General features: G+C 49.7%; 32 protein-coding genes. All 32 read left to right on the forward strand.

Going from position 1 to position 19,341, the window contains the following annotated elements; genetic code table 11:
* Window positions 1-157 precede the first annotated feature (157 nt).
* The 32 genes from rplM (at window position 158) to rplQ (ending at window position 19,288) form a co-directional block, all read left to right on the forward strand.
* Window positions 158-607, forward strand: a complete 450-nt coding sequence (rplM, locus tag ACLD5M_RS02735; protein WP_016636484.1) for a 50S ribosomal protein L13 — start codon at window positions 158-160, stop codon at window positions 605-607.
* A 17-nt stretch (window positions 608-624) separates the two neighbouring features.
* Window positions 625-1,113, forward strand: coding sequence for a 30S ribosomal protein S9 (gene rpsI, locus ACLD5M_RS02740; protein WP_004129066.1), 489 nt, complete (start codon window positions 625-627; stop codon window positions 1,111-1,113).
* A 331-nt stretch (window positions 1,114-1,444) separates the two neighbouring features.
* Entirely contained in the window at window positions 1,445-4,147 is a 2,703-nt protein-coding gene (gene adhE / locus ACLD5M_RS02745) for a bifunctional acetaldehyde-CoA/alcohol dehydrogenase (RefSeq protein WP_004134278.1), read from the forward strand.
* Between the two features lie 321 nt (window positions 4,148-4,468).
* On the forward strand, window positions 4,469-4,777 hold the full coding sequence (gene rpsJ, locus ACLD5M_RS02750; protein WP_003808013.1) for a 30S ribosomal protein S10: 309 nt from the start codon (window positions 4,469-4,471) through the stop codon (window positions 4,775-4,777).
* A gap of 13 nt (window positions 4,778-4,790) precedes the next feature.
* Window positions 4,791-5,441, forward strand: a complete 651-nt coding sequence (rplC, locus tag ACLD5M_RS02755) for a 50S ribosomal protein L3 (RefSeq protein ID WP_004135726.1) — start codon at window positions 4,791-4,793, stop codon at window positions 5,439-5,441.
* A 5-nt stretch (window positions 5,442-5,446) separates the two neighbouring features.
* Window positions 5,447-6,112 carry a 50S ribosomal protein L4 gene (gene rplD, locus ACLD5M_RS02760; RefSeq protein ID WP_410314560.1) on the forward strand — a complete coding sequence of 222 codons (666 nt, stop codon included), beginning with the start codon at window positions 5,447-5,449 and terminating at the stop codon, window positions 6,110-6,112.
* Between the two features lie 5 nt (window positions 6,113-6,117).
* Window positions 6,118-6,414, forward strand: coding sequence for a 50S ribosomal protein L23 (rplW, locus tag ACLD5M_RS02765; RefSeq protein ID WP_308582421.1), 297 nt, complete (start codon window positions 6,118-6,120; stop codon window positions 6,412-6,414).
* Between the two features lie 34 nt (window positions 6,415-6,448).
* Window positions 6,449-7,279 (forward strand): 50S ribosomal protein L2, encoded by an 831-nt coding sequence (rplB, locus tag ACLD5M_RS02770; RefSeq protein ID WP_004129060.1) that lies wholly within the window; start codon window positions 6,449-6,451, stop codon window positions 7,277-7,279.
* Window positions 7,280-7,294: 15 nt separating this feature from the next.
* Entirely contained in the window at window positions 7,295-7,573 is a 279-nt protein-coding gene (gene rpsS, locus ACLD5M_RS02775; RefSeq protein ID WP_004114357.1) for a 30S ribosomal protein S19, read from the forward strand.
* A gap of 16 nt (window positions 7,574-7,589) precedes the next feature.
* Window positions 7,590-7,949, forward strand: coding sequence for a 50S ribosomal protein L22 (rplV, locus tag ACLD5M_RS02780; RefSeq protein WP_004105510.1), 360 nt, complete (start codon window positions 7,590-7,592; stop codon window positions 7,947-7,949).
* Between the two features lie 2 nt (window positions 7,950-7,951).
* Complete coding sequence (gene rpsC / locus ACLD5M_RS02785) at window positions 7,952-8,767, forward strand: 30S ribosomal protein S3 (RefSeq protein ID WP_004129057.1); 816 nt, start codon at window positions 7,952-7,954, stop codon at window positions 8,765-8,767.
* Window positions 8,768-8,771: 4 nt separating this feature from the next.
* Window positions 8,772-9,191 (forward strand): 50S ribosomal protein L16, encoded by a 420-nt coding sequence (gene rplP / locus ACLD5M_RS02790; protein ID WP_004109684.1) that lies wholly within the window; start codon window positions 8,772-8,774, stop codon window positions 9,189-9,191.
* The gene (gene rpmC, locus ACLD5M_RS02795; protein WP_004129054.1) at window positions 9,191-9,442 is read left to right on the forward strand and encodes a 50S ribosomal protein L29; all 252 of its coding nucleotides are present in this window, start codon (window positions 9,191-9,193) and stop codon (window positions 9,440-9,442) included. Before rplP ends, rpmC begins: the two co-directional genes overlap by 1 nt.
* A gap of 2 nt (window positions 9,443-9,444) precedes the next feature.
* Window positions 9,445-9,711, forward strand: coding sequence for a 30S ribosomal protein S17 (gene rpsQ, locus ACLD5M_RS02800; RefSeq protein ID WP_004114365.1), 267 nt, complete (start codon window positions 9,445-9,447; stop codon window positions 9,709-9,711).
* Between the two features lie 91 nt (window positions 9,712-9,802).
* Window positions 9,803-10,171, forward strand: a complete 369-nt coding sequence (gene rplN / locus ACLD5M_RS02805) for a 50S ribosomal protein L14 (protein WP_004129052.1) — start codon at window positions 9,803-9,805, stop codon at window positions 10,169-10,171.
* A 1-nt stretch (window position 10,172) separates the two neighbouring features.
* The gene (gene rplX, locus ACLD5M_RS02810) at window positions 10,173-10,508 is read left to right on the forward strand and encodes a 50S ribosomal protein L24 (RefSeq protein ID WP_004129050.1); all 336 of its coding nucleotides are present in this window, start codon (window positions 10,173-10,175) and stop codon (window positions 10,506-10,508) included.
* Window positions 10,505-11,077 carry a 50S ribosomal protein L5 gene (gene rplE, locus ACLD5M_RS02815; RefSeq protein WP_004129048.1) on the forward strand — a complete coding sequence of 191 codons (573 nt, stop codon included), beginning with the start codon at window positions 10,505-10,507 and terminating at the stop codon, window positions 11,075-11,077. The genes rplX and rplE overlap by 4 nt, the downstream gene beginning before the upstream one ends.
* A gap of 1 nt (window position 11,078) precedes the next feature.
* Entirely contained in the window at window positions 11,079-11,264 is a 186-nt protein-coding gene (locus ACLD5M_RS02820) for a type Z 30S ribosomal protein S14 (protein ID WP_003808046.1), read from the forward strand.
* An 86-nt stretch (window positions 11,265-11,350) separates the two neighbouring features.
* Window positions 11,351-11,749, forward strand: coding sequence for a 30S ribosomal protein S8 (gene rpsH / locus ACLD5M_RS02825; protein WP_004105495.1), 399 nt, complete (start codon window positions 11,351-11,353; stop codon window positions 11,747-11,749).
* Between the two features lie 16 nt (window positions 11,750-11,765).
* Window positions 11,766-12,305 (forward strand): 50S ribosomal protein L6, encoded by a 540-nt coding sequence (gene rplF, locus ACLD5M_RS02830; RefSeq protein ID WP_004135719.1) that lies wholly within the window; start codon window positions 11,766-11,768, stop codon window positions 12,303-12,305.
* A 1-nt stretch (window position 12,306) separates the two neighbouring features.
* The gene (rplR, locus tag ACLD5M_RS02835; RefSeq protein ID WP_004135717.1) at window positions 12,307-12,678 is read left to right on the forward strand and encodes a 50S ribosomal protein L18; all 372 of its coding nucleotides are present in this window, start codon (window positions 12,307-12,309) and stop codon (window positions 12,676-12,678) included.
* Window positions 12,675-13,403 carry a 30S ribosomal protein S5 gene (rpsE, locus tag ACLD5M_RS02840; RefSeq protein WP_004134284.1) on the forward strand — a complete coding sequence of 243 codons (729 nt, stop codon included), beginning with the start codon at window positions 12,675-12,677 and terminating at the stop codon, window positions 13,401-13,403. The genes rplR and rpsE overlap by 4 nt, the downstream gene beginning before the upstream one ends.
* The gene (gene rpmD, locus ACLD5M_RS02845; RefSeq protein WP_004105491.1) at window positions 13,403-13,585 is read left to right on the forward strand and encodes a 50S ribosomal protein L30; all 183 of its coding nucleotides are present in this window, start codon (window positions 13,403-13,405) and stop codon (window positions 13,583-13,585) included. The genes rpsE and rpmD overlap by 1 nt, the downstream gene beginning before the upstream one ends.
* Before the next feature lie 2 nt (window positions 13,586-13,587).
* Entirely contained in the window at window positions 13,588-14,043 is a 456-nt protein-coding gene (gene rplO / locus ACLD5M_RS02850; protein ID WP_004129030.1) for a 50S ribosomal protein L15, read from the forward strand.
* Window positions 14,044-14,238: 195 nt separating this feature from the next.
* Window positions 14,239-15,579 carry a preprotein translocase subunit SecY gene (gene secY, locus ACLD5M_RS02855; RefSeq protein WP_004129026.1) on the forward strand — a complete coding sequence of 447 codons (1,341 nt, stop codon included), beginning with the start codon at window positions 14,239-14,241 and terminating at the stop codon, window positions 15,577-15,579.
* Between the two features lie 34 nt (window positions 15,580-15,613).
* Window positions 15,614-16,174: an adenylate kinase gene (locus tag ACLD5M_RS02860; protein ID WP_004129023.1), complete on the forward strand. Its 561-nt coding sequence runs from the start codon at window positions 15,614-15,616 to the stop codon at window positions 16,172-16,174.
* Between the two features lie 168 nt (window positions 16,175-16,342).
* Window positions 16,343-16,561, forward strand: a complete 219-nt coding sequence (gene infA / locus ACLD5M_RS02865; RefSeq protein ID WP_004129021.1) for a translation initiation factor IF-1 — start codon at window positions 16,343-16,345, stop codon at window positions 16,559-16,561.
* Window positions 16,562-16,582: 21 nt separating this feature from the next.
* Entirely contained in the window at window positions 16,583-16,696 is a 114-nt protein-coding gene (rpmJ, locus tag ACLD5M_RS02870; RefSeq protein ID WP_003842636.1) for a 50S ribosomal protein L36, read from the forward strand.
* Window positions 16,697-16,833: 137 nt separating this feature from the next.
* Entirely contained in the window at window positions 16,834-17,211 is a 378-nt protein-coding gene (gene rpsM / locus ACLD5M_RS02875; RefSeq protein WP_004105472.1) for a 30S ribosomal protein S13, read from the forward strand.
* Between the two features lie 83 nt (window positions 17,212-17,294).
* On the forward strand, window positions 17,295-17,693 hold the full coding sequence (gene rpsK, locus ACLD5M_RS02880) for a 30S ribosomal protein S11 (RefSeq protein WP_004105468.1): 399 nt from the start codon (window positions 17,295-17,297) through the stop codon (window positions 17,691-17,693).
* Between the two features lie 79 nt (window positions 17,694-17,772).
* Window positions 17,773-18,768 (forward strand): DNA-directed RNA polymerase subunit alpha, encoded by a 996-nt coding sequence (locus tag ACLD5M_RS02885; RefSeq protein ID WP_004134296.1) that lies wholly within the window; start codon window positions 17,773-17,775, stop codon window positions 18,766-18,768.
* A gap of 85 nt (window positions 18,769-18,853) precedes the next feature.
* A complete protein-coding gene (gene rplQ, locus ACLD5M_RS02890) occupies window positions 18,854-19,288 on the forward strand; it encodes a 50S ribosomal protein L17 (protein WP_004129014.1) in 435 nt (144 codons plus the stop codon).
* Window positions 19,289-19,341: the final 53 nt, after the last annotated feature.

The raw sequence follows: 19,341 nt of genomic DNA on the forward strand, positions 1-19,341 counted from the left end.
ATACTTGCAGATTGTTGTGTTTCCCTAAGGGGTCCTTCAAAGCGCTTTTCCCACTCGCCATCGAGGACTTTCAGGGAGCCCACGGATTATGAGTAACGTATTTTCTATAAACCAAGAAAATACAAAGCTCGAAACACAATAGAGAAAAGGTACGATTGTGAAGACTTTCACACCGAAACCAGCAGATTTGACTCATGACTGGTACATCATCGATGCCACTGACGTGGTACTTGGTCGTTTGGCCTCTCAGGTAGCAATCTTGCTGCGTGGTAAGAATAAGCCAACGTTTGCTCCTCATGCTGATTCTGGCAATCACGTTATTATTATTAACGCTGAAAAGATTGCTTTGACTGGCAATAAGTTGAGCAAGGAACTGTATTCCCACTCTGGTCGTCCAGGCGGCCTTCGTCGTGATAGCTATGCAGAGCTTTTGGAGAAGAATCCAAAGCGTATTATCATGGCTGCTGTCAAGGGCATGCTTCCAAAGAATCGTCTTGCTAAGGTGCAGCTTGACCGCCTTCGTGTGTTCACTGGCGCTGAGCATCCGCACACTTCGCAGAAGCCACAGGTCTTCGAGATCGCTCAGGTCTCTCAGCAGGCTAAGTGAGATCAAGGAGAATAGATATGGCAGAAAATAACAACTCCGCGGTTCTTGAAAACGAAGAAGAACTGACTAGCTACACTACTGAAACTAACGCTGGTGCAGGCACCGGCACTTCCGCAATCGAGCCAGGCTACGGCACTGGTCGTCGTAAGGAAGCTGTAGCTCGTGTACGTTTGGTTCCAGGCTCTGGTAAGTGGACCATCAATGGTCGCACTTTGGAAGAGTACTTCCCATCTCGCTTATTGCAGCGCGAAGTGAATTCACCAATCGTGTTGCTCAAGCTTGAAGGCAAGTTCGACGTCGTAGTCCTCGTTGACGGCGGCGGCACTACCGGCCAGGCTGGCGCTATTCGCTTGGGTGTTGCTCGTGCATTGAATTCCATCGATCGCGATGCAAACCGTATTGCTTTGAAGAAGGCTGGCTTCTTGACCCGCGACGCTCGCGTTGTGGAACGCAAGAAGGCTGGTTTGCACAAGGCACGTCGTGCACCTCAGTTCTCGAAGCGTTAAGTTTCGCAGAATATATATTTTACAAAATGGCTTCAGGCTTTTGCTTGGAGCCATTTTTGTATATCAAAACTAAATATCAAAATCTATGTAGCAAAATAAAACGAACGTAAAAGTAAGCAAAAGTACTCAAAAAACGAACATAACTCTACCGTGCTCAATCATAAATAGCGCAACTCGCTGCAAAGATGCAAAAGTACAGTAAAACGGCTAAATTGTGACTTGTATCACATATTTACTTACTGTGAGTAACAACGGGCAAAAAATATTTGCTATTAACGTCGTTATTAATGTCGTTATTAATGCCGTTGGTAAAGATCAAGGAGGACTACTCATGGTTGAGGCACAGAATAAGGCCGAAACAGAGTCTAAAACCGTCGATGATGTTGAATTAGCAGCACAGCAAGAGGTTGATCAACTTGTTGAAAAAGCATCGCATGCTTTAGATGAATTTGAAAAGCTTAATCAGCAACAAATTGATCATATTGTAGCTAAAGCATCTGTTGCAGCACTAAATAAGCATTTGGTTCTTGCAAAAATGGCTGTTGACGAAACTGGGCGCGGTCTTGTTGAAGATAAAGCAACGAAAAACATTTTTGCATGCGAACATATTACGCATTACTTGGCTGGGCAGAAAACAGTTGGCATTATTCGCGAAGACGATGTACTTGGAATTGACGAAATCGCTGAGCCGGTTGGTATTGTTGCAGGCGTAACTCCAGTTACAAACCCAACTTCAACAGCAATTTTTAAGTCGCTTATTGCGCTAAAAACTCGATGCCCAATTATTTTTGGATTCCATCCTTTCGCACAAAAGTGCTCTTCTGAAGCAGCTCGAATTGTTCGCGATGCTGCTGTTGCGGCTGGAGCGCCAAAAGATTGCATTCAGTGGATTGAGCATCCTTCTATTGCTGCAACCGGCGCTTTAATGAAGCATCCGAAGATTGCAACCATTCTTGCAACAGGCGGTCCTGGAATGGTAAAGGCTGCGTATTCTTCTGGAAAGCCAGCTCTTGGCGTTGGCGCTGGAAATGCTCCTGCGTATGTTGACAGCGATGTTGATATTTCGCGTGCTGCAAACGATTTAATTCTTTCAAAGCACTTCGATTACGGAATGATTTGCGCAACCGAGCAGGCAATTATTGCGAATAAGGACGTATATGAGCCGTTACTTCGCGAATTAAAGCGCAGAAAAGCGTATTTTGTTAATGCTGACGAAAAAGCTAAGCTCGAACAATATATGTTTGGCTGCACTGCGTATTCTGGAAATACTCCAAAACTTAACTCCACTGTTCCAGGAAAATCTCCTCAATACATTGCTCACGAAGCTGGATTTGAAATTCCAGAAGATGCTGTGATTTTGGTTGCAGAGTGCAAAGAAGTTGGTGAGATGGAGCCGCTTACTATGGAAAAGCTTGCTCCTGTTCACGCAATGCTTCGCGCAGAAAATAAGGAACAAGGCTTCAAGATGTGCGAGCAGATGCTTGTGCATGGAGCTGGTCACACTGCTGTAATTCATACAAATAATCAAGATCTTGTGCGCGAATATGGCGTTCGTATGCATGCTTGCAGAATTGTTTGGAATTCTCCTGGATCTCTTGGTGGCGTTGGAGATATTTACAACGCGATTGCTCCTTCGCTTACTCTTGGATGCGGATCTTATGGCGGAAATTCCGTTTCCGGCAACGTACAAGCTATAAATCTTCTTAATATTAAGCGTATTGCACGAAGGAATAATAATATGCAATGGTTCAAGATTCCGGCTAAAACTTATTTTGAGCCGAATGCTATTCGTTATTTGAGGGATATGTACGGCGTTGAGCGCGCAGTTATTGTGTGCGATAAAGTTATGGAGCAGCTTGGCGTAGTAGATAAGATTATTGACCAGCTTCGTGCTCGAGATAATCGCGTTACTTTCCGCATTATTGATTACGTTGAGCCTGAGCCAAGCGTTGAAACGGTTGAGCGCGGAGCCGCAATGATGCGTGACGAATTCCAGCCAGACACAATTATTGCTGTTGGCGGCGGTTCTCCAATGGATGCTTCTAAGATTATGTGGCTTATGTACGAGCATCCGGAGATTTCTTTCGCTGATTTGCGCGAAAAGTTCTTCGATATTCGAAAGCGCGCGTTTAAGATTCCGCCTCTTGGTGGCAAAGCTAAGCTTGTTTGCATACCAACTTCTTCCGGAACTGGATCTGAAGTTACGCCTTACGCTGTTATTACGGATCACAAGACCGGATACAAGTATCCTATTACGGATTACGCTCTGACTCCAACGGTTGCAATCGTAGATCCTGTGTTAGCTCGTACGCAGCCTCGTCGTTTGGCGTGCGATTCTGGTTTTGATGCCTTAACTCACGCTATGGAAGCTTACGTGTCTGTTTACGCGAATGATTTCACGGACGCTATGGCATTGCATGCTTCGAAACTTATTTGGGAAAATCTCAACGATTCTGTGAATTGTGAAGATTCTCAGCGCAAGGTTGAGGCGCAAGAAAAAATGCACAATGCAGCTACTATGGCTGGAATGGCATTTGGTTCCGCATTCTTAGGTATGTGCCACGCTATGGCTCATACTATTGGTGCTTTGTGCCATGTTGTACACGGACATACGAACGCAATTTTGCTGCCTTATGTTATTCGCTACAACGGTCAGATTCCGCAAGAGCCAACTAGCTGGCCAAAGTACAATCATTATATTGCGCTTGAAAGGTATCAGGAGATTGCTAAGAATCTTGGTGTAGATCCTGGTAAAACCCCTGAAGAAGGCGTGGAAAATCTTGCTCGCGCTGTTGAAGAGTATCGAAATGAAAAGCTTGGAATGGACGCTTCGTTTAAGGCTTGTGGCGTAGACGAAGAATACTACTGGTCGATACTTGACAATATTGGCATGCGTGCTTACGAAGATCAGTGCGCTCCTGCAAATCCTCGTATTCCGCAAATTGAGGATATGAAGGATATTGCTATTGCTGCATATTATGGTGTTTCTCAAGAAGAAGGCCATCGCATGCGTTTGGAGCGTGAAGCCGCGTAATTATTTGCGTATTTAGTTAATAATGGCAGAAGCTAAACTAATTGTAGTTTCTGCCATTTTTTGTTGGAAAATAGCCGACACGCCCGGTTTTTAATAATCGAAGGTTGATGGTTTAATTACTTAGTTGCCTGTTTTAAGGCTCGCATATTGTAATTAAAAAAAGCGAGCGCGGAAGCAAAAACTTTGAATCGAATTTTTTTGTATGAATAGGTTTTTGATGCCGCGCACTGATGTGGAATTGCCCTAGGGGCTTATTCTCGCCGGTGCCCTTGAATTCAGGTTGGTAAACAGTAAACGAATCGCTAGAAAGGGCGGACGGCAATGGCGGGACAGAAAATCCGCATCAGGCTTAAGTCCTATGACCATGAGGTCATCGACCAATCGGCGAAGAAAATCGTCGAGACGGTGACGAACGCGGGCGCCACAGTGGTGGGTCCGGTTCCTCTGCCGACCGAGAAGAACGTGTTTGTTGTTATCCGTTCTCCTCATAAATACAAGGATTCTCGCGAGCATTTCGAGATGCGCACTCATAAGCGCCTCATTGACATCGTAGATCCAACGCCAAAGGCTGTGGATTCTTTGATGCACATTGACCTGCCTGCGGATGTAAACATCGAGATTAAGCTGTAGGAAGGGGGAGAAAATGTCGCATAATATGAATCGCACTGCATTGCTTGGCCGCAAGCTTGGTATGTCGCAGGTTTGGGATGAAAACGGCTTCTTCGTCCCCGTAACTCTGGTTGAAGTTGCTACTAACGTAGTTACCGCTGTAAAGACTGTAGAGTCTGACGGTTATTGCGCAGTACAGCTCGGTTATGGCCAGATTGATCCTACCAAGGTGACCAAGCCATTGGCCGGTCATTTTGCAAAGGCTGGTGTAACTCCTCGTCGTCACCTCGCTGAGGTGCGCACGGAGAACGCAGCAGATTATCAGCCAGGTCAGGAATTGACTGCTGAATTGTTCGCTGAGGGTTCTGAAGTAGATGTCACTGGCACTACCAAGGGTAAGGGCTTTGCTGGCACTATTAAGCGTTGGGGCTTCAAGTCCTATCGTCGTACTCACGGCTCGCACAAGAACGAACGTCGCCCAGGTTCTGTGGGCGCTTGCGCAACTCCAAGCCGCATTTTGAAGGGCAAGCGTATGGCTGGTCGCATGGGTCATGTGACTTCCACCGCGCTTAACCTCACCATCGTTTCTTCGGATGTCGAGAACGGCATTCTCGCTATTAAGGGCGCTATTCCAGGTCCTAAGGGCGCAATCGTTCTCGTCCGTTCGGCAGTGAAGGGAGCCTGATAATTATGGCAAACGTAACTCTGAACGTCACTGATACTAAGGGCAAGGCAAGCGGAACCGTTGAAGCTCCTGCTGAAATTTTCGGCATCTCCAACGAAGACGTTTTGGCTCACGGCCCACTGGTTCATCAGGTCGTAATCGCTCAGCTTGCTGCTGCTCGTCAGGGCACTCATGCTGTGAAGAATCGTGCTAATGTTTCCGGCGGCGGTAAGAAGCCATGGAAGCAGAAGGGCACCGGTCGTGCTCGCCAGGGTTCCATTCGTGCTCCACAGTGGGTACATGGTGGCGTTGTTCACGGTCCAGTTCCTCGTAAGTACGATCAGCGCACCCCGAAGAAGATGAAGGCAGCTGCTCTTCGTTACGTTCTTTCGGATCGTGCAAATGCTGGACGTATTGCTGTAGTTGACTTTGGTATTAAGGATGTTCCATCCACCAAGGCAGCTGTTGCAGCACTTACCCCTGTGACCAATAACCAGTTCACTACTGTTGTTCTTTCTCGTGAGAACATCAATGAGTGGATGTCTGTACGCAACATTCCAACTGTTCACGTGATCTTCGTTGATCAGCTCAACACTTACGATGTTGTTACAGCTCAGTACGTCGTCTTCTCCAAGGAAGGCTTCGAAGCCTTCGTTGCTGCTAAGACCGAGCCTGTCGTTAAGGAGGCCTGATTTAAATGGTCGCAGTCCATAACCCAGCACATGACGTAATTCTTAAGCCAGTTGTTTCTGAAAAAAGTTATGCAGCTTCTGATCGTGGTCAGTACACTTTCGTAGTGGCTCCAGGTGCTAACAAGGTTCAGATCAAGCAGGCTATCGAAGAAATCTTCAAGGTCAAGGTGACAAACGTTAACACTTTGAACCGCGCTGGCAAGTTGAAGCGCTCTCGCACCGGTTTCGGCCGTCGTGTGAACCAGAAGCGCGCTATTGTCACCGTGGCTGAAGGTCAAACGATTGACATCTTTGGTAACTGAAGGCTAGCCGAGAAAAGTAAAGGAATACTATATTATGGCTATCCGCGTTTATAAGCCAACGACTGCAGGCCGTCGTAACGCTTCGGTTTCGGATTTTGCCGAGATCACGCGTTCTACGCCTGAAAAATCGTTGGTACGCAAACTCAGCAAGACTGGTGGTCGTAACTCTTACGGCCGCATGACTTCTCGCCATCGCGGCGGCGGTCACAAGCGTCAGTATCGTCTCATCGACTTCAAGCGTTGGGACAAGGATGGCGTGCCAGCAAAGGTCGCTCATATTGAGTATGACCCTAACCGTTCCGCTCGCATCGCATTGCTGCACTACGCAGATGGTGAGAAGCGCTACATTATCGCTCCTGAAGGTATTGCCCAGGGTGACGTTATTGAGACTGGTGCTCAGGCTGATATTAAGCCAGGCAACAACCTGCCTCTGAAGAATATTCCAACCGGTACCGTGGTTCACGCAATCGAGCTTCGTCCACTTGGTGGCGCAAAGATTGCTCGTTCCGCTGGTGCTGCTGTTCAGCTCGTCGCTAAGGATGGCGCTTACGCTCAGTTGCGTATGCCATCTGGCGAAATTCGTAACGTTGACGCTCGTTGCCGCGCTACGATTGGCGAAGTTGGTAATTCTGATCACGCCAACATTGAACTTGGTAAGGCTGGTCGCGCTCGTTGGCTTGGTCGTAGGCCAATCACTCGAGGCGAATCCATGAACCCTGTGGACCACCCACATGGTGGTCGTACCCGTGGTGGCAAGCCGCCAGTTTCTCCATGGGGCAAGGGCGAGGTTCGTACACGTCGTCCAAAGAAGGCTTCGAACAAGATGATTGTTCGTCGTCGCCCGAATGGTAAGAACCGCAAGTAAGGGAGTGTCGAATAGATGACTCGTAGCATCAAGAAGGGCCCTTTCGTCGACGCCCACTTGCAGAAGAAAGTCGACGAGCAAAACGACAAGGGCACGCATAACGTCATTAAGACGTGGTCGCGTCGTTCGATGATCACTCCTGATTTCATTGGACACACCTTTGCCGTACACGATGGCCGCAAGCATGTGCCGGTATTCGTTACCGAAGCCATGGTTGGTCATAAGCTCGGTGAGTTCGCCCCAACCAAGACCTTCAAGGGTCATGTGAAGGACGACAAAAAGGCACGCCGCTAAAGGAGAGTTAGGACACATGGAAGCTAAAGCAATCGCTCGTCACGTCCGCGTGACGCCGCGCAAGGCTCGCCGCATGGTCGACCTCATCCGAGGCAAGCGTGCAAGCGAAGCTATTACCATTTTGAAGTTTGCTCCTCAGGACGCATCTTTGCCGGTGCGCAAGGTTCTTGAAAGCGCGATCGCTAACGCTCGCGTAAAGGCTGAAAAAGCCGGTGAACCATTCCGTGAGCAGGACTTGGTCATCAAGGAAACCTACGTGGATGAGGGTGTAACGCTTAAGCGTTTCCGCGCTCGTGCACAGGGTCGCGCTGCGCGCATTAACAAGCGCACAAGCCATATCACCGTTATCGTCTCGCTTAAGGAAGGAGCCCGCTAAAGATGGGTCAGAAGATAAATCCTTTCGGCTATCGCCTGGGCATCACCGAGAATCATCGTTCTAAGTGGTTCTCCGACTCCAACAAGGCTGGCGAGCGTTATCGTGACTTCGTCCTTGAGGATGACAAGATTCGCAAGGAAATGAGCCATGACCTCGAGCGTGCTGGCGTATCTCGTATCGTCATCGAGCGCACTCGTGATCGCGTTCGTGTTGATATTCACACCGCTCGTCCAGGTATTATTATCGGCCGTCGTGGTGCTGAAGCTGAGCGCGTTCGTGCAAAGCTGGAGAAGCTCACAGGCAAGCAAGTACAGCTCAACATCTTTGAGGTGAAGAATGCTGCACTTGACGCTCAGTTGGTTGCTCAGGGAATTGCGGAACAGTTGACAAACCGCGTTACATTCCGTCGTGCTATGCGTAAAGCACAGCAGGATGCTATGCGCGCTGGTGCCAAGGGTATTCGTATTAAGCTCTCCGGTCGTCTTGGTGGCGCCGAAATGAGCCGTTCTGAGTTCTATCGTGAGGGTCGCGTTCCACTGCAGACCCTTCGTGCCCTTATTGATTATGGCTTCTTTGAAGCTAAGACCACTTACGGCCGTATTGGCGTTAAGGTCTGGATTTACAAGGGTGATATGACCGAGCGTGAGTTTGAAGAGCAGCAGGCTCAGCAGGGTAAGCGTGAAGGCCGTCGTGGCGATCGTCGTCCACGTCGTGGCGCACGTCCTGCTAACCAGCAGAAGGCTGCTGAAGCACAGGCTGAAAAGCCAGCTGAAGCTGCAGCTGCTGAAGCTCCTGCCGCAACGGAAACGAAGGAGTGAGCAGATGCTTATCCCAAAGAGGACTAAATATCGTAAGCAGCACCGTCCTACCCGTAGCGGCATGTCTAAGGGTGGCACCGAGATTGCTTTCGGCGATTTCGGTATTCAGGCGCTGGCTCCGGCCTACATCACTAACCGACAGATCGAGGCAGCTCGTATCGCAATGACCCGCTACATTAAGCGTGGCGGTCGTGTGTGGATTACGATCTTCCCAGATCGTCCATTAACCAAGCACCCGCTTGGTGCGCGAATGGGTTCCGGTAAGGGTGCTCCAGAATTCTGGATTGCCAACATCCACCCAGGACGCGTAATGTTCGAGATCGGTGGTGTTTCTGAGGACATCGCTCGCGAGGCTTTGCGCCGCGCTATCGATAAGCTCCCAATGAAATGCCGCGTTATTGCGCGTGAAGGCGGTGACATCTGATGCCAGTCGGAACTGCAGACTACACCATCAAGAATTTGAACGAGAAGACCAATGCTGAAATTGAAGGCTTCTTGAAGAAGTCCAAGGAAGAGCTTTTTAACTTGCGCTTCCAGGCAGCAACTGGTCAACTTGAAAACAGCGCTCGCCTCAAGGCGGTCAAGCACGACATAGCCAGGATGTATACTGTCCTGCGTGAGCGTGAACTCGGCATCAGCCAAGAGCCTGGCGCCACTGAGGTCAAGGAGAAGTAAGCATGGCTGAGAACCAAGAGCGCAACTTCCGCAAGGTTCGTCGCGGCTACGTCGTGTCCGAGGCCATGGACAAGACGATTGCCGTTGAGCTGGAGCAGCGTTCGACACACCCGCTTTACGGTAAAGTCGTTCGCTCCACCCGCAAGGTCAAAGCCCATGATGAACACAACGAGGCACATATTGGCGACCTCGTGAGTATTATGGAAACTCGGCCCCTGAGCAAGACCAAGCGTTGGCGTCTCGACTCGATTATCGAGCGCGCCAAGTAAACAAGTTCGGCAAGGCTCCGCGCTTCACCTGTGTCTGTTCTTTGGGCAGGCACAGGTGAGTGGGGAGAACCAGCTCGGCTAAGGAGAATCAATGATTCAGCAGGAAACGCGGCTTCATGTCGCCGACAACACGGGTGCTAAGGAATTACTTGCCATCCGCGTGCTCGGTGGATCGAAGCGACGCTATGCCGGCATCGGCGACATCATCGTCGCCTCCGTCAAGGACGCGATCCCTGGCGGGTCGGTCAAGAAAGGCGACGTAGTTAAGGCTGTCGTCGTCCGTACTGTCAAGGAACATCGCCGTGTCGATGGTTCCTATATTAAGTTCGATGAGAACGCCGCCGTCATTCTCGGCTCTGGCCGTGAACCAAAAGGCACTCGTATCTTCGGACCAGTCGGTCGTGAATTGCGTGATCAGCACTTCATGAAGATTGTGTCCCTTGCCCCGGAGGTGATCTGATATGGTAGCCAAGATTAAGTCCGGCGACCAGGTGAAGGTTATCCGCGGTAAGGATCGCGGTAAGGAAGGCAAAGTACTTCGCGTACTTGCCGACGACCGTTTAGTCGTAGAAGGCGTTCAGGTCGTTAAGAAGCACGTTCGCGCCACCCAGCAGGGTCAGCAGTCGGGCATTGTTTCGGTTGAGGCTCCAATCCATCGCTCTAACGTGATGGTTATTGATCCAGAAACCAAGCAGCCTACTCGCGTCGGCGTGATTGTTAAGCAAGAGGCTCGTGACGGCAAGGTTAAGACCGTGCGCGTGCGTGTCGCCAAGAAGTCCGGAAAGGAGCTGGCATGACCGATACTACAGTTGAGTTGCCGGCAACTCCGCGCTTAAAGCAACAATACAAGGATGAAATCGTTCCAGCCTTGGAGAAGGAATTTGGCCACACCAATCCTATGCAGGTGGCTCGTGTACAGAAGGTTGTCGTCTCTATGGGCGTCGGCGCTGCAGCACGTGATTCCAAGCTCATCGAAGGTGCGATTAAGGATCTCACTTTGATCACCGGCCAGAAGCCAAAGGTCACTAAGGCAAAGAAGTCTGTCGCACAGTTCCATTTGCGCGAAGGCCAGGCTATCGGTGCTTACGTAACCCTTCGTGGCGATCGTATGTGGGAATTCTTGGATCGTTTGCTTACTCTGGCTTTGCCTCGTATCCGCGATTTCCGTGGTATTAACGGCAACCAGTTTGACGGTCAGGGTAATTACAACTTCGGTCTTACGGAACAGTCTATGTTCCATGAGATTGATCCTGACTCGATTGATCATCAGCGTGGTATGGACATCACCGTGGTGACTACCACCAAGGACGATGTGGAGGCCAAGTCTTTGCTTAAGCACCTCGGTTTCCCATTCAAGGAGAACTGAAATGGCAAAAACCGCTCTGAAAAACAAGGCGGCCGCTAAGCCGAAGTTCAAGGTACGCGCTTATACGCGTTGCCAGGTTTGTGGTCGTCCTCACTCCGTGTATCGCAAGTTCGGTCTGTGCCGCATTTGCCTTCGTGAGAAGGCTCATCGCGGTGAGTTGCCGGGTGTTACGAAGTCCAGTTGGTAAATATCGACGCTGAAGGTCCACTGCCTAAAGACAAAGGTCTTATATAGAGGCGGTGGAAACCACGGCGAGAAAGGGCGTTAGCCCACATGACAATGACAGATCCAATCGCAGACATGTTGACACGTCTGCGTAACGCGAGCGCGGCAAAGCACGATACCGTGGAAATGCCGTACTCCAAGTTCAAGGCGAATATCGCCGAGATCCTTAAGCACGAAGGCTATATTAAGGACTTCGCTGCTAAGGAAGCTAAGGTTGGACAGACGTTGGAAATTACGTTGAAGTATGGCTCCAATGGCCAGCGTTCTATCCAGGGCATCAAGCGCATTTCTAAGCCAGGCTTGCGTCGTTACGCTAAGTCTGATGCTTTGCCAATGCCTCTTGGTGGTCTCGGTATCGCTATTATCTCGACCAGCTCGGGATTGTTGACTCAGAAGGAATGCCTCGACCGAGGCATTGGCGGCGAAATTGTCGCCTACGTATGGTGAGAAAGGAGAGCTGAAGATGGCATCGCATATTGGTAAGCTCCCCGTCGACATTCCTCAAGGCGTGGAAGTAAAGATTGAAGGTCAGTCCTTCAGCGTCAAGGGCGCTAAGGGTTCTGACTCCTATGTAATTCCAGAGGGTATTACCGCGGAAGTTGCTGAGAATCAGATTGTTTTGACTCCAGCTGACGATTTGCGTCCAACTCGTGCAAAGCACGGCTTGGCTCGCGCAATTGTTGCTTCCATGGTTAAGGGTGTGCACGAAGGCTACACCAAGACTTTGGATATTGTCGGTACCGGTTATCGTGCAGTAATGAAGGGCAAGGGCATTGAGTTCTCGCTCGGTTATTCTCACACTATTACCGTTCAACCACCGGCAGGTATTGAGTTCGAGTTGCCAAATCCTAACCAGGTAATCGTTAAGGGCACTGATAAGCAGGCTGTTGGCCAGGTTGCTGCTAACATCCGCAAGCTTCGTGCTCCAGAACCTTACAAGGGTAAGGGTATTAAGTACACCGATGAACGTATCCTGCGCAAGGCTGGAAAGGCTGGTAAGTGATATGAGCGTTAAGATTTTCGGTAAGGGTACCAAAGTCGCACGTTTGCGTCGTCACGCCCGTCTTCGTAAGCGAATTGCTGGCACATCTGAACGTCCTCGTTTAGTTGTTTCTCGTTCTAACCGTCACATGGTTGCTCAGATTGTGGACGATACCAAGGGTATTACTTTGGTAAGCGCTTCCACTTTGACAGCTGACTTCGCTGGTTTCACCGGTACGAAGACTGAAGCTGCAACCAAGGTTGGCGAATTAGTAGCGGCTAAGGCGAAGGAAGCGGGCATCACCGCTGTAGTCTTCGACCGTGGCGGTAACAAATATCATGGTCGCGTCGCAGCAGTAGCTGAAGGCGCCCGTCAGGGAGGTCTAGCACTGTGAGCGACAACGAAAAGGAAACCCAAGTGGCTGAAGAAACTCAGAACACTCAGGCATCCGCTGAGGAACGCAACGATGATCGTCGTTCTCGCCGTAATAAGGGCGAGGGTAAGCGCGGCGAGCGTCGTAACCGTCGTGAAGAAAACCGCGGCGAAGAGCTTCTGGATCGCGTAGTTACTATTAACCGTGTTTCCAAGACCCACAAGGGTGGTCGTACCTTCAGCTTTGCAGCACTTGTTGTTGTGGGCGACGGTAAGGGCACTGTTGGTGTTGGTTACGGCAAGTCTCGTGAAGTTCCAGCAGCTATCGCTAAGGGTCAGCTTGACGCTAAGAAGCATATGTTCACTGTCCCACGTATTCGTGGTACCGTCACTCATCCAGTGCTCGGTCACGATGCTGCTGGTACCGTGTTGCTTCGTCCAGCTGCTCCAGGTACTGGTGTAATCGCTGGTGGTGCTGTGCGTGCTGTTATGGAGTGCGCTGGCATTACAGATATCCTCACCAAGTCCATGGGTTCTGCGACCGCTGTAAACGTGGTGCGCGCTACTGTGGACGCTTTGAAGAAGCTCGAAGAGCCAGAAGAGATTTCTGCTCGTCGTGGTCTTTCTCTTGAGGAAGTTGCTCCTGATGCTTTGCTCCGTGAGCGCGCTGCCGGCATTGCCGAAGCTCGCAAGGCTCGCGAAGAAGCTCAGGCCGCCAAGGCAGCTGAAGCAAAGGATGGTGAGTGATGTCTAATTTGAAGATCACTCTGGTGCACGGTTTGGTTCATACCACTGAGCGCCAGCGCGCGAATGTTCATACGCTCGGCCTTCATAAGATTGGTCACAGCGTAGTTCGTGAAGACACCCCCGTCAATCGTGGCTTGGTCATGGCCGTGCGCCACCTGGTGAGCGTCGAGGAGGTCGACTGATTATGGCTAACGAAGAACCAATGCTGCATATGCACACATTGCGTCCAGCTCCAGGAGCTAAGAAGGATCGCATCCGCGTAGGCCGTGGTGAAGGCTCCAAGGGTAAGACCTCGGGTCGTGGTGACAAGGGCACAAAGAAGCGTTATCAGGTTCGTCCTGGCTTCGAAGGTGGCCAGCTTCCACTTTACATGCGCTTGCCTAAGTTGCGTGGATTCAAGAGTCCTTTCAAGAAGGAGTTCCAGGTCGTTAACGTTGCAGCTCTCGCTGAACTCTTCCCAAAGGGTGGCGAAGTTACTGTAGCTGACCTTATTGCAAAGGGCGCCGTGCGCGATGGTTACCCAGTTAAGGTTTTGGGCGATGGTGAATTGACTGTTGCTTTGAACTTGAAGGGTATGAAGGCTTCTGCTTCTGCTAAGGCAAAGGTTGAAGCTCAAGGCGGCTCCATCAGCGAAGAGTAGTTAGAACTACTTTAAGCTTGATGCAGTTATAAAGCTGTAGATAGTCCCTCTAGCATTGTCTAGGGGGACTATTTTTATCGACAAAACTCACCAATAATCTGTTTCAGTATGCACCGTGAGTTACACTATTGCCTCAGAGTTTGTTTTTTGCACTGTTGCGCCTAGGAGTGCGCGAAAAAAGGGAGGAAGACCCAGGTGAAAACGTTAATCCAGGCCTTCAGGACGAAGGAGTTGAGGAATAAGATCCTCTTCGTCTTCGCTATGATTATCATCTACCGTATCGGTTCGTTTATTCCGATTCCAGGTGTTGACTATAAAGTAATTAGTGATTGCACAACTAAGCTGGCTTCGTCAAAAGAGAACTTTATTGGGTTGGTCAACTTGTTCTCCGGCGGCTCGCTGCTGCAGCTTTCCATCTTTGCTTTGGGTGTAATGCCTTACATTACAGCTTCCATTGTGATTCAGCTTCTTCGCGTTGTTATTCCTCGCTTCGAAGCGTTGCATAAGGAAGGTCAGTCTGGCGAGACAAAGCTTACGCAGTACACTCGTTACTTAACTATTGGTTTGGCTGTTTTGCAGTCAACAACAATTTTGGTAACTGCTCGTTCAGGCGCTTTGTTTAATTATCAGTGCGGTCAGGTTATTCCAGATGGTGGCTTCTGGAGCTTGGTTGTAATGGTTTTGATTATGACCGGCGGCACTGGTTTAATTATGTGGATGGCAGAGCTTATTACAGATAAGGGCATCGGCCAAGGTATGTCCGTCTTAATCTTTATGTCTATTTGCTCCGGCTTCTTGCCAAAGCTTTGGGATATTGGTTGGGGTACTAACGGTTCTGATGGTGATTGGACTAAGTTCTCCATCGTTGGTGGTGTGCTTCTTGTAATTCTTGTTTTCGTTGACTTTGTGGAACTTGCACAGCGTCGTATTCCTGTGCAGTACACTCGTCGCATGATTGGTCGAAAGATGTACGGCGGATCTTCCACTTATTTGCCGTTGAAGATTAATATGAGCGGTGTTATTCCACCAATCTTTGCTTCTTCTATTCTTGCTGTTCCTACTCTTATTGCCCAGTTCGGAGATAAGAGCAAGCCTTGGGTACAGTGGATTGAGAACAATTTGGCAAATTCCACGTCTGCTTGGTATATTGCCCTATACACTGTGATGATTGTGTTCTTCTGCTTCTTCTACACCGAGATTACTTTTAATACGGATGAAACTGCAGATAACATGAAAGAGTATGGCGGATTTATTCCTGGAATCCGTGCCGGTAGCGCAACTAGCAACTACTTGAGCTATGTTATGAACAGGCTTAACACTGTCGGCGCTATTTATTTGCTTTTCGTTGCTTTGATTCCTACCGTTTTGATTATGGCTTTGCACTTGAATACAAAGTTGCCATTCGGCGGTACAACAATTCTGATTATTGCTGGCGTAGGTTTGGATACTTTGCGTCAGGCAAAGGCTCAGACTGAACAGTTCCAGTATGCTGGTTTCTTGTTCAATCACGAAAATCAAAAGCAAGTATCTAAGTAAATAAAATAATTTGTGAAGAATCAAGGAGATGAATATGCGATTGCTGATTATGGGTCCTCAGGGCGTTGGCAAGGGCACTCAGGCTGCTTTGTTAAGCGAGCATTACAATATTCCAGCAATTTCTACTGGTGATATTTTCCGCTATAACTTAAAAAATCAGACTGAGCTTGGCAAGCAAGTGCAGGTTTATCTTGACAAGGGCGAGTTGGTTCCAGATGAGCTGACAAACAGCATTGTTAAGGATCGTCTTGCACAAGATGATGCTAAGAATGGCTGGATTCTCGACGGTTATCCTCGCAACGCTTCCCAGGTTCAGGCTTTGGATTTAATGTTGGAAGAACTTTCAACTCCGCTCGACCACGTTGTGGCTTTAGAGGCTGAGCGTGAGGTTTTGCTCGAGCGCATGCAGAAGCGCGCAGTAGAGCAGGGTCGTTCTGACGATACTCCAGAAGTTATTGCTAAGCGTTTGGAAACATACGAAAAAGAAACTGCTCCGCTTCTTGATATTTACGATAGCCGCGGTCAGTTAGTTGAAGTTGATGGTGTTGGCGATATTAAAGAAATTAATAATCGCATCATTGAATCGCTAAACTAATAGCAGTAGAACAATAATACTAGACTGATTTATTACAGTCAGGTTTGTGTGAGAAATGCGCCCTATGCGACACGCCGAGTGTTGTATAGGGCGCATTTACTGTAATATAGAAGATTGGCGTGTCTTCGGATGCGCGAAGTAGTATGCCCAAGGATCGGAACGAGGCTCATGGCAAAAGACGGTGTGATTGAAGTCGAAGGCAAGGTAGTCGAAGCACTGCCGAATGCGATGTTTCGCGTTCAGCTCGAGAATGAGCACATCGTTCTAGCTACGATTTCCGGAAAAATGCGCAAGAATTATATCCGCATTCTTCCGCAGGATCGTGTAGTGCTGGAGATGAGTCCATACGATCTGAACCGTGGACGTATTACGTACCGTTATAAGTAAAGGTACAAGCAAAGGAAAACCATGAAGGTCAGCCCTAGCGTGAAGAGGATCTGCGAAAACTGCCGCGTGATCCGCCGTCACGGCCGCGTCATGGTGATCTGCATTAACCCACGTCATAAGCAGCGTCAGGGCTGAGCAGATTTCCATCGCGGAATACAAAGAATAAGGCGCTAAGTCACAGCAGAAGCTGAACCCTGGGTGCGCAGGCCCAGGCCGCATCTAATAATGCGGAAGACTTGGTGCACGACCTGCGTAACAGTAAAGGAATTACAATGGCACGTCTTGCCGGAGTAGATATTCCCAATGAGAAGCGCATTGAGATTGCCCTCACCTACATTTTTGGTGTTGGCCGCACTCGCGCTAAGGAAACGCTTGCCGCGACCGGTGTGAATCCGGACACTCGCGTCAAGGATCTTACGGATGAACAGCTGATCACCTTGCGTGATTATCTCGAGGCTAATTACAAGATCGAGGGCGATTTGCGTCGTGAAATTGACGCAGACATCCGTCGTAAGATTCAGATCAACTGCTATCAAGGCCAGCGTCATCGCAAGGGTCTTCCTGTGCGTGGTCAGCGTACCAAGACTAATGCTCGTACCCGTAAGGGCCCGAAGCGTACTGTCGCCGGGAAGAAGAAGGCCACCCGATAGTAGTCGGTGGTCGGCTCTAGGCCACGGATACATTTCCATCGTCTAGACATACCAACTCATTCGTCATTAGGAAACGAGGGTCAATGGCAGCTGCAAAGCAAGCCTCGCGCAAGCCGCGTCGCCGGGACCGCAAGTCGGTGCCGGTTGGGCAGGCGCATATTAAATCAACATTCAATAACACGATTATCTCCATCACCGATCCATCCGGTGCAGTCCTTTCCTGGGCTTCCGGTGGTGACGTCGGCTTTAAGGGTTCCCGTAAGTCGACTCCTTACGCTGCAGGTATGGCTGCTGAGTCTGCCGCTCGTAAGGCAATGGAGCATGGCCTTAAGAAGGTCGACGTGTTTGTTAAGGGTCCAGGTTCCGGTCGTGAAACCGCTATCCGTTCCCTCCAGTCCGCGGGTCTCGAAGTTGGTTCTATTACCGACGTTACCCCGCAAGCGCATAACGGCGTACGCCCACCAAAGCGTCGCCGCGTCTGAGCACTCTTACGAATCCATCCATCCAACCCGCTTATGGGCGGCGAGTGCACCACCGACCAGAAGCTGAAAGGATACCAAAGTGCTTATCGCACAGCGTCCGACACTTACCGAGGAATCACTGAATCCCCAGCGTTCTCGCTTTACTATTGAGCCGTTGGAACCAGGTTTTGGCTACACTCTCGGCAATTCGCTGCGTCGTACCTTGTTGAGCTCCATTCCAGGTGCTGCCGTTACTTCGGTACGCATTTCCGGAGCTTTGCATGAGTTTACGACTCTGCCAGGTGTTGAAGAAGATGTCACTGAAATTCTGCTGAACATCAAGGGCATCGTGCTCACTAGTGAGTACGACGAGCCTGTAGTGATGTATCTGCGCAAGAATGGTAAAGGTGAAGCAACCGCTGGAGACATTACTCCTCCGGCTGGCGTTACTATTGCCAACCCTGAATTGCATATTGCTACACTTGCTGAAGATGGTGAACTTGAAATTGAGTTTACTGTTGAACGCGGTCGCGGCTACGTACCAGCTCAGATGAACAAGCAGGAGAACAGCGAAATCGGCCGCATTCCTGTGGATTCGATCTACTCGCCAGTTTTGAAGGTGAGCTATAAGGTCGAAGCTACCCGCGTGGAACAGCGCACGGACTTCGATAAGCTCATCCTGGATGTGGAAACCAAGCCAGCTATTACACCGCGCGATGCTGTTGCGTCCGCAGGTTCAACCTTGGTTGAGCTTTTCGGCCTTTGCCGTGAGCTTAATCTTGAAGCTGAAGGTGTTGAAGTTGGTCCAGCGCCAATGCGTGAGGAATCTGATTCCCAGCTGGCTATACCGATTGAAGAAATGAATCTTACCCAGCGCAGCTACAACTGCTTGAAGCGCGAGGGTATTCATACAGTCGGCGAATTGGTAGTTCACACTGAGCAGGATTTGCTCGATATTCGTAATTTCGGCATGAAATCCATCGATGAGGTCAAAGAGAAGTTGCAGTCCATGGGTCTGTCTTTGAAGGCTTCGCCGATTGGCTTCGACGCCAATAATCTCGAAGGTGGCACTTTCTTCTCGCCTGAAGACGAGTAGAATTCACCTGCAATCGTCGTAAAATTCGGATGTTCGGGTTGATGCCCACCTGAGTTTTCGGCAATTGCGACAATAAGGAGTAATAATGCCTACACCGAAACAAGGCCCTCGTCTGGCTTCTAGCCCGGCTCATGAGCGCCTGATGCTGGCCAACATGGCGACCAGCCTCTTCCAGCACGGTCGTATTGTGACGACGTTGCCAAAGGCAAAGCGTCTTCGTCCGCTTGCTGAGCGTTTGATTTCATTCGCTAAGCGTGGCGATTTGCATTCGCGTCGTCGCGTGTTGCGCGTGATTCGCAACAAGTCCGTGGTTCACGTTCTTTTCACTCAGATTGCTGAGCAGATGAAGCAGCGTGAAGGCGGCTACACCCGCATCGTGAAGATTGCTCCACGTCGTGGCGATACCGCTCCTCAGGCAATTATTGAGCTTGTAACTGAGCCAGTAAGCCCAAAGAAGGCTGTTGTGAAGGAAGCTGAAGCAGCTACTAAGGTAGCAGCTAAAGAAGAAGCTGCCGAGTAGTCAGCATTTCAGCTTTACGCATCGGTAAAGTAAATCTTAAAGTTAAGCGTAAA

The sequence above is a fragment of the Gardnerella sp. Marseille-Q9185 genome, from assembly GCF_046508745.1.
Lineage (GTDB): Bacteria > Actinomycetota > Actinomycetes > Actinomycetales > Bifidobacteriaceae > Bifidobacterium > Bifidobacterium greenwoodii.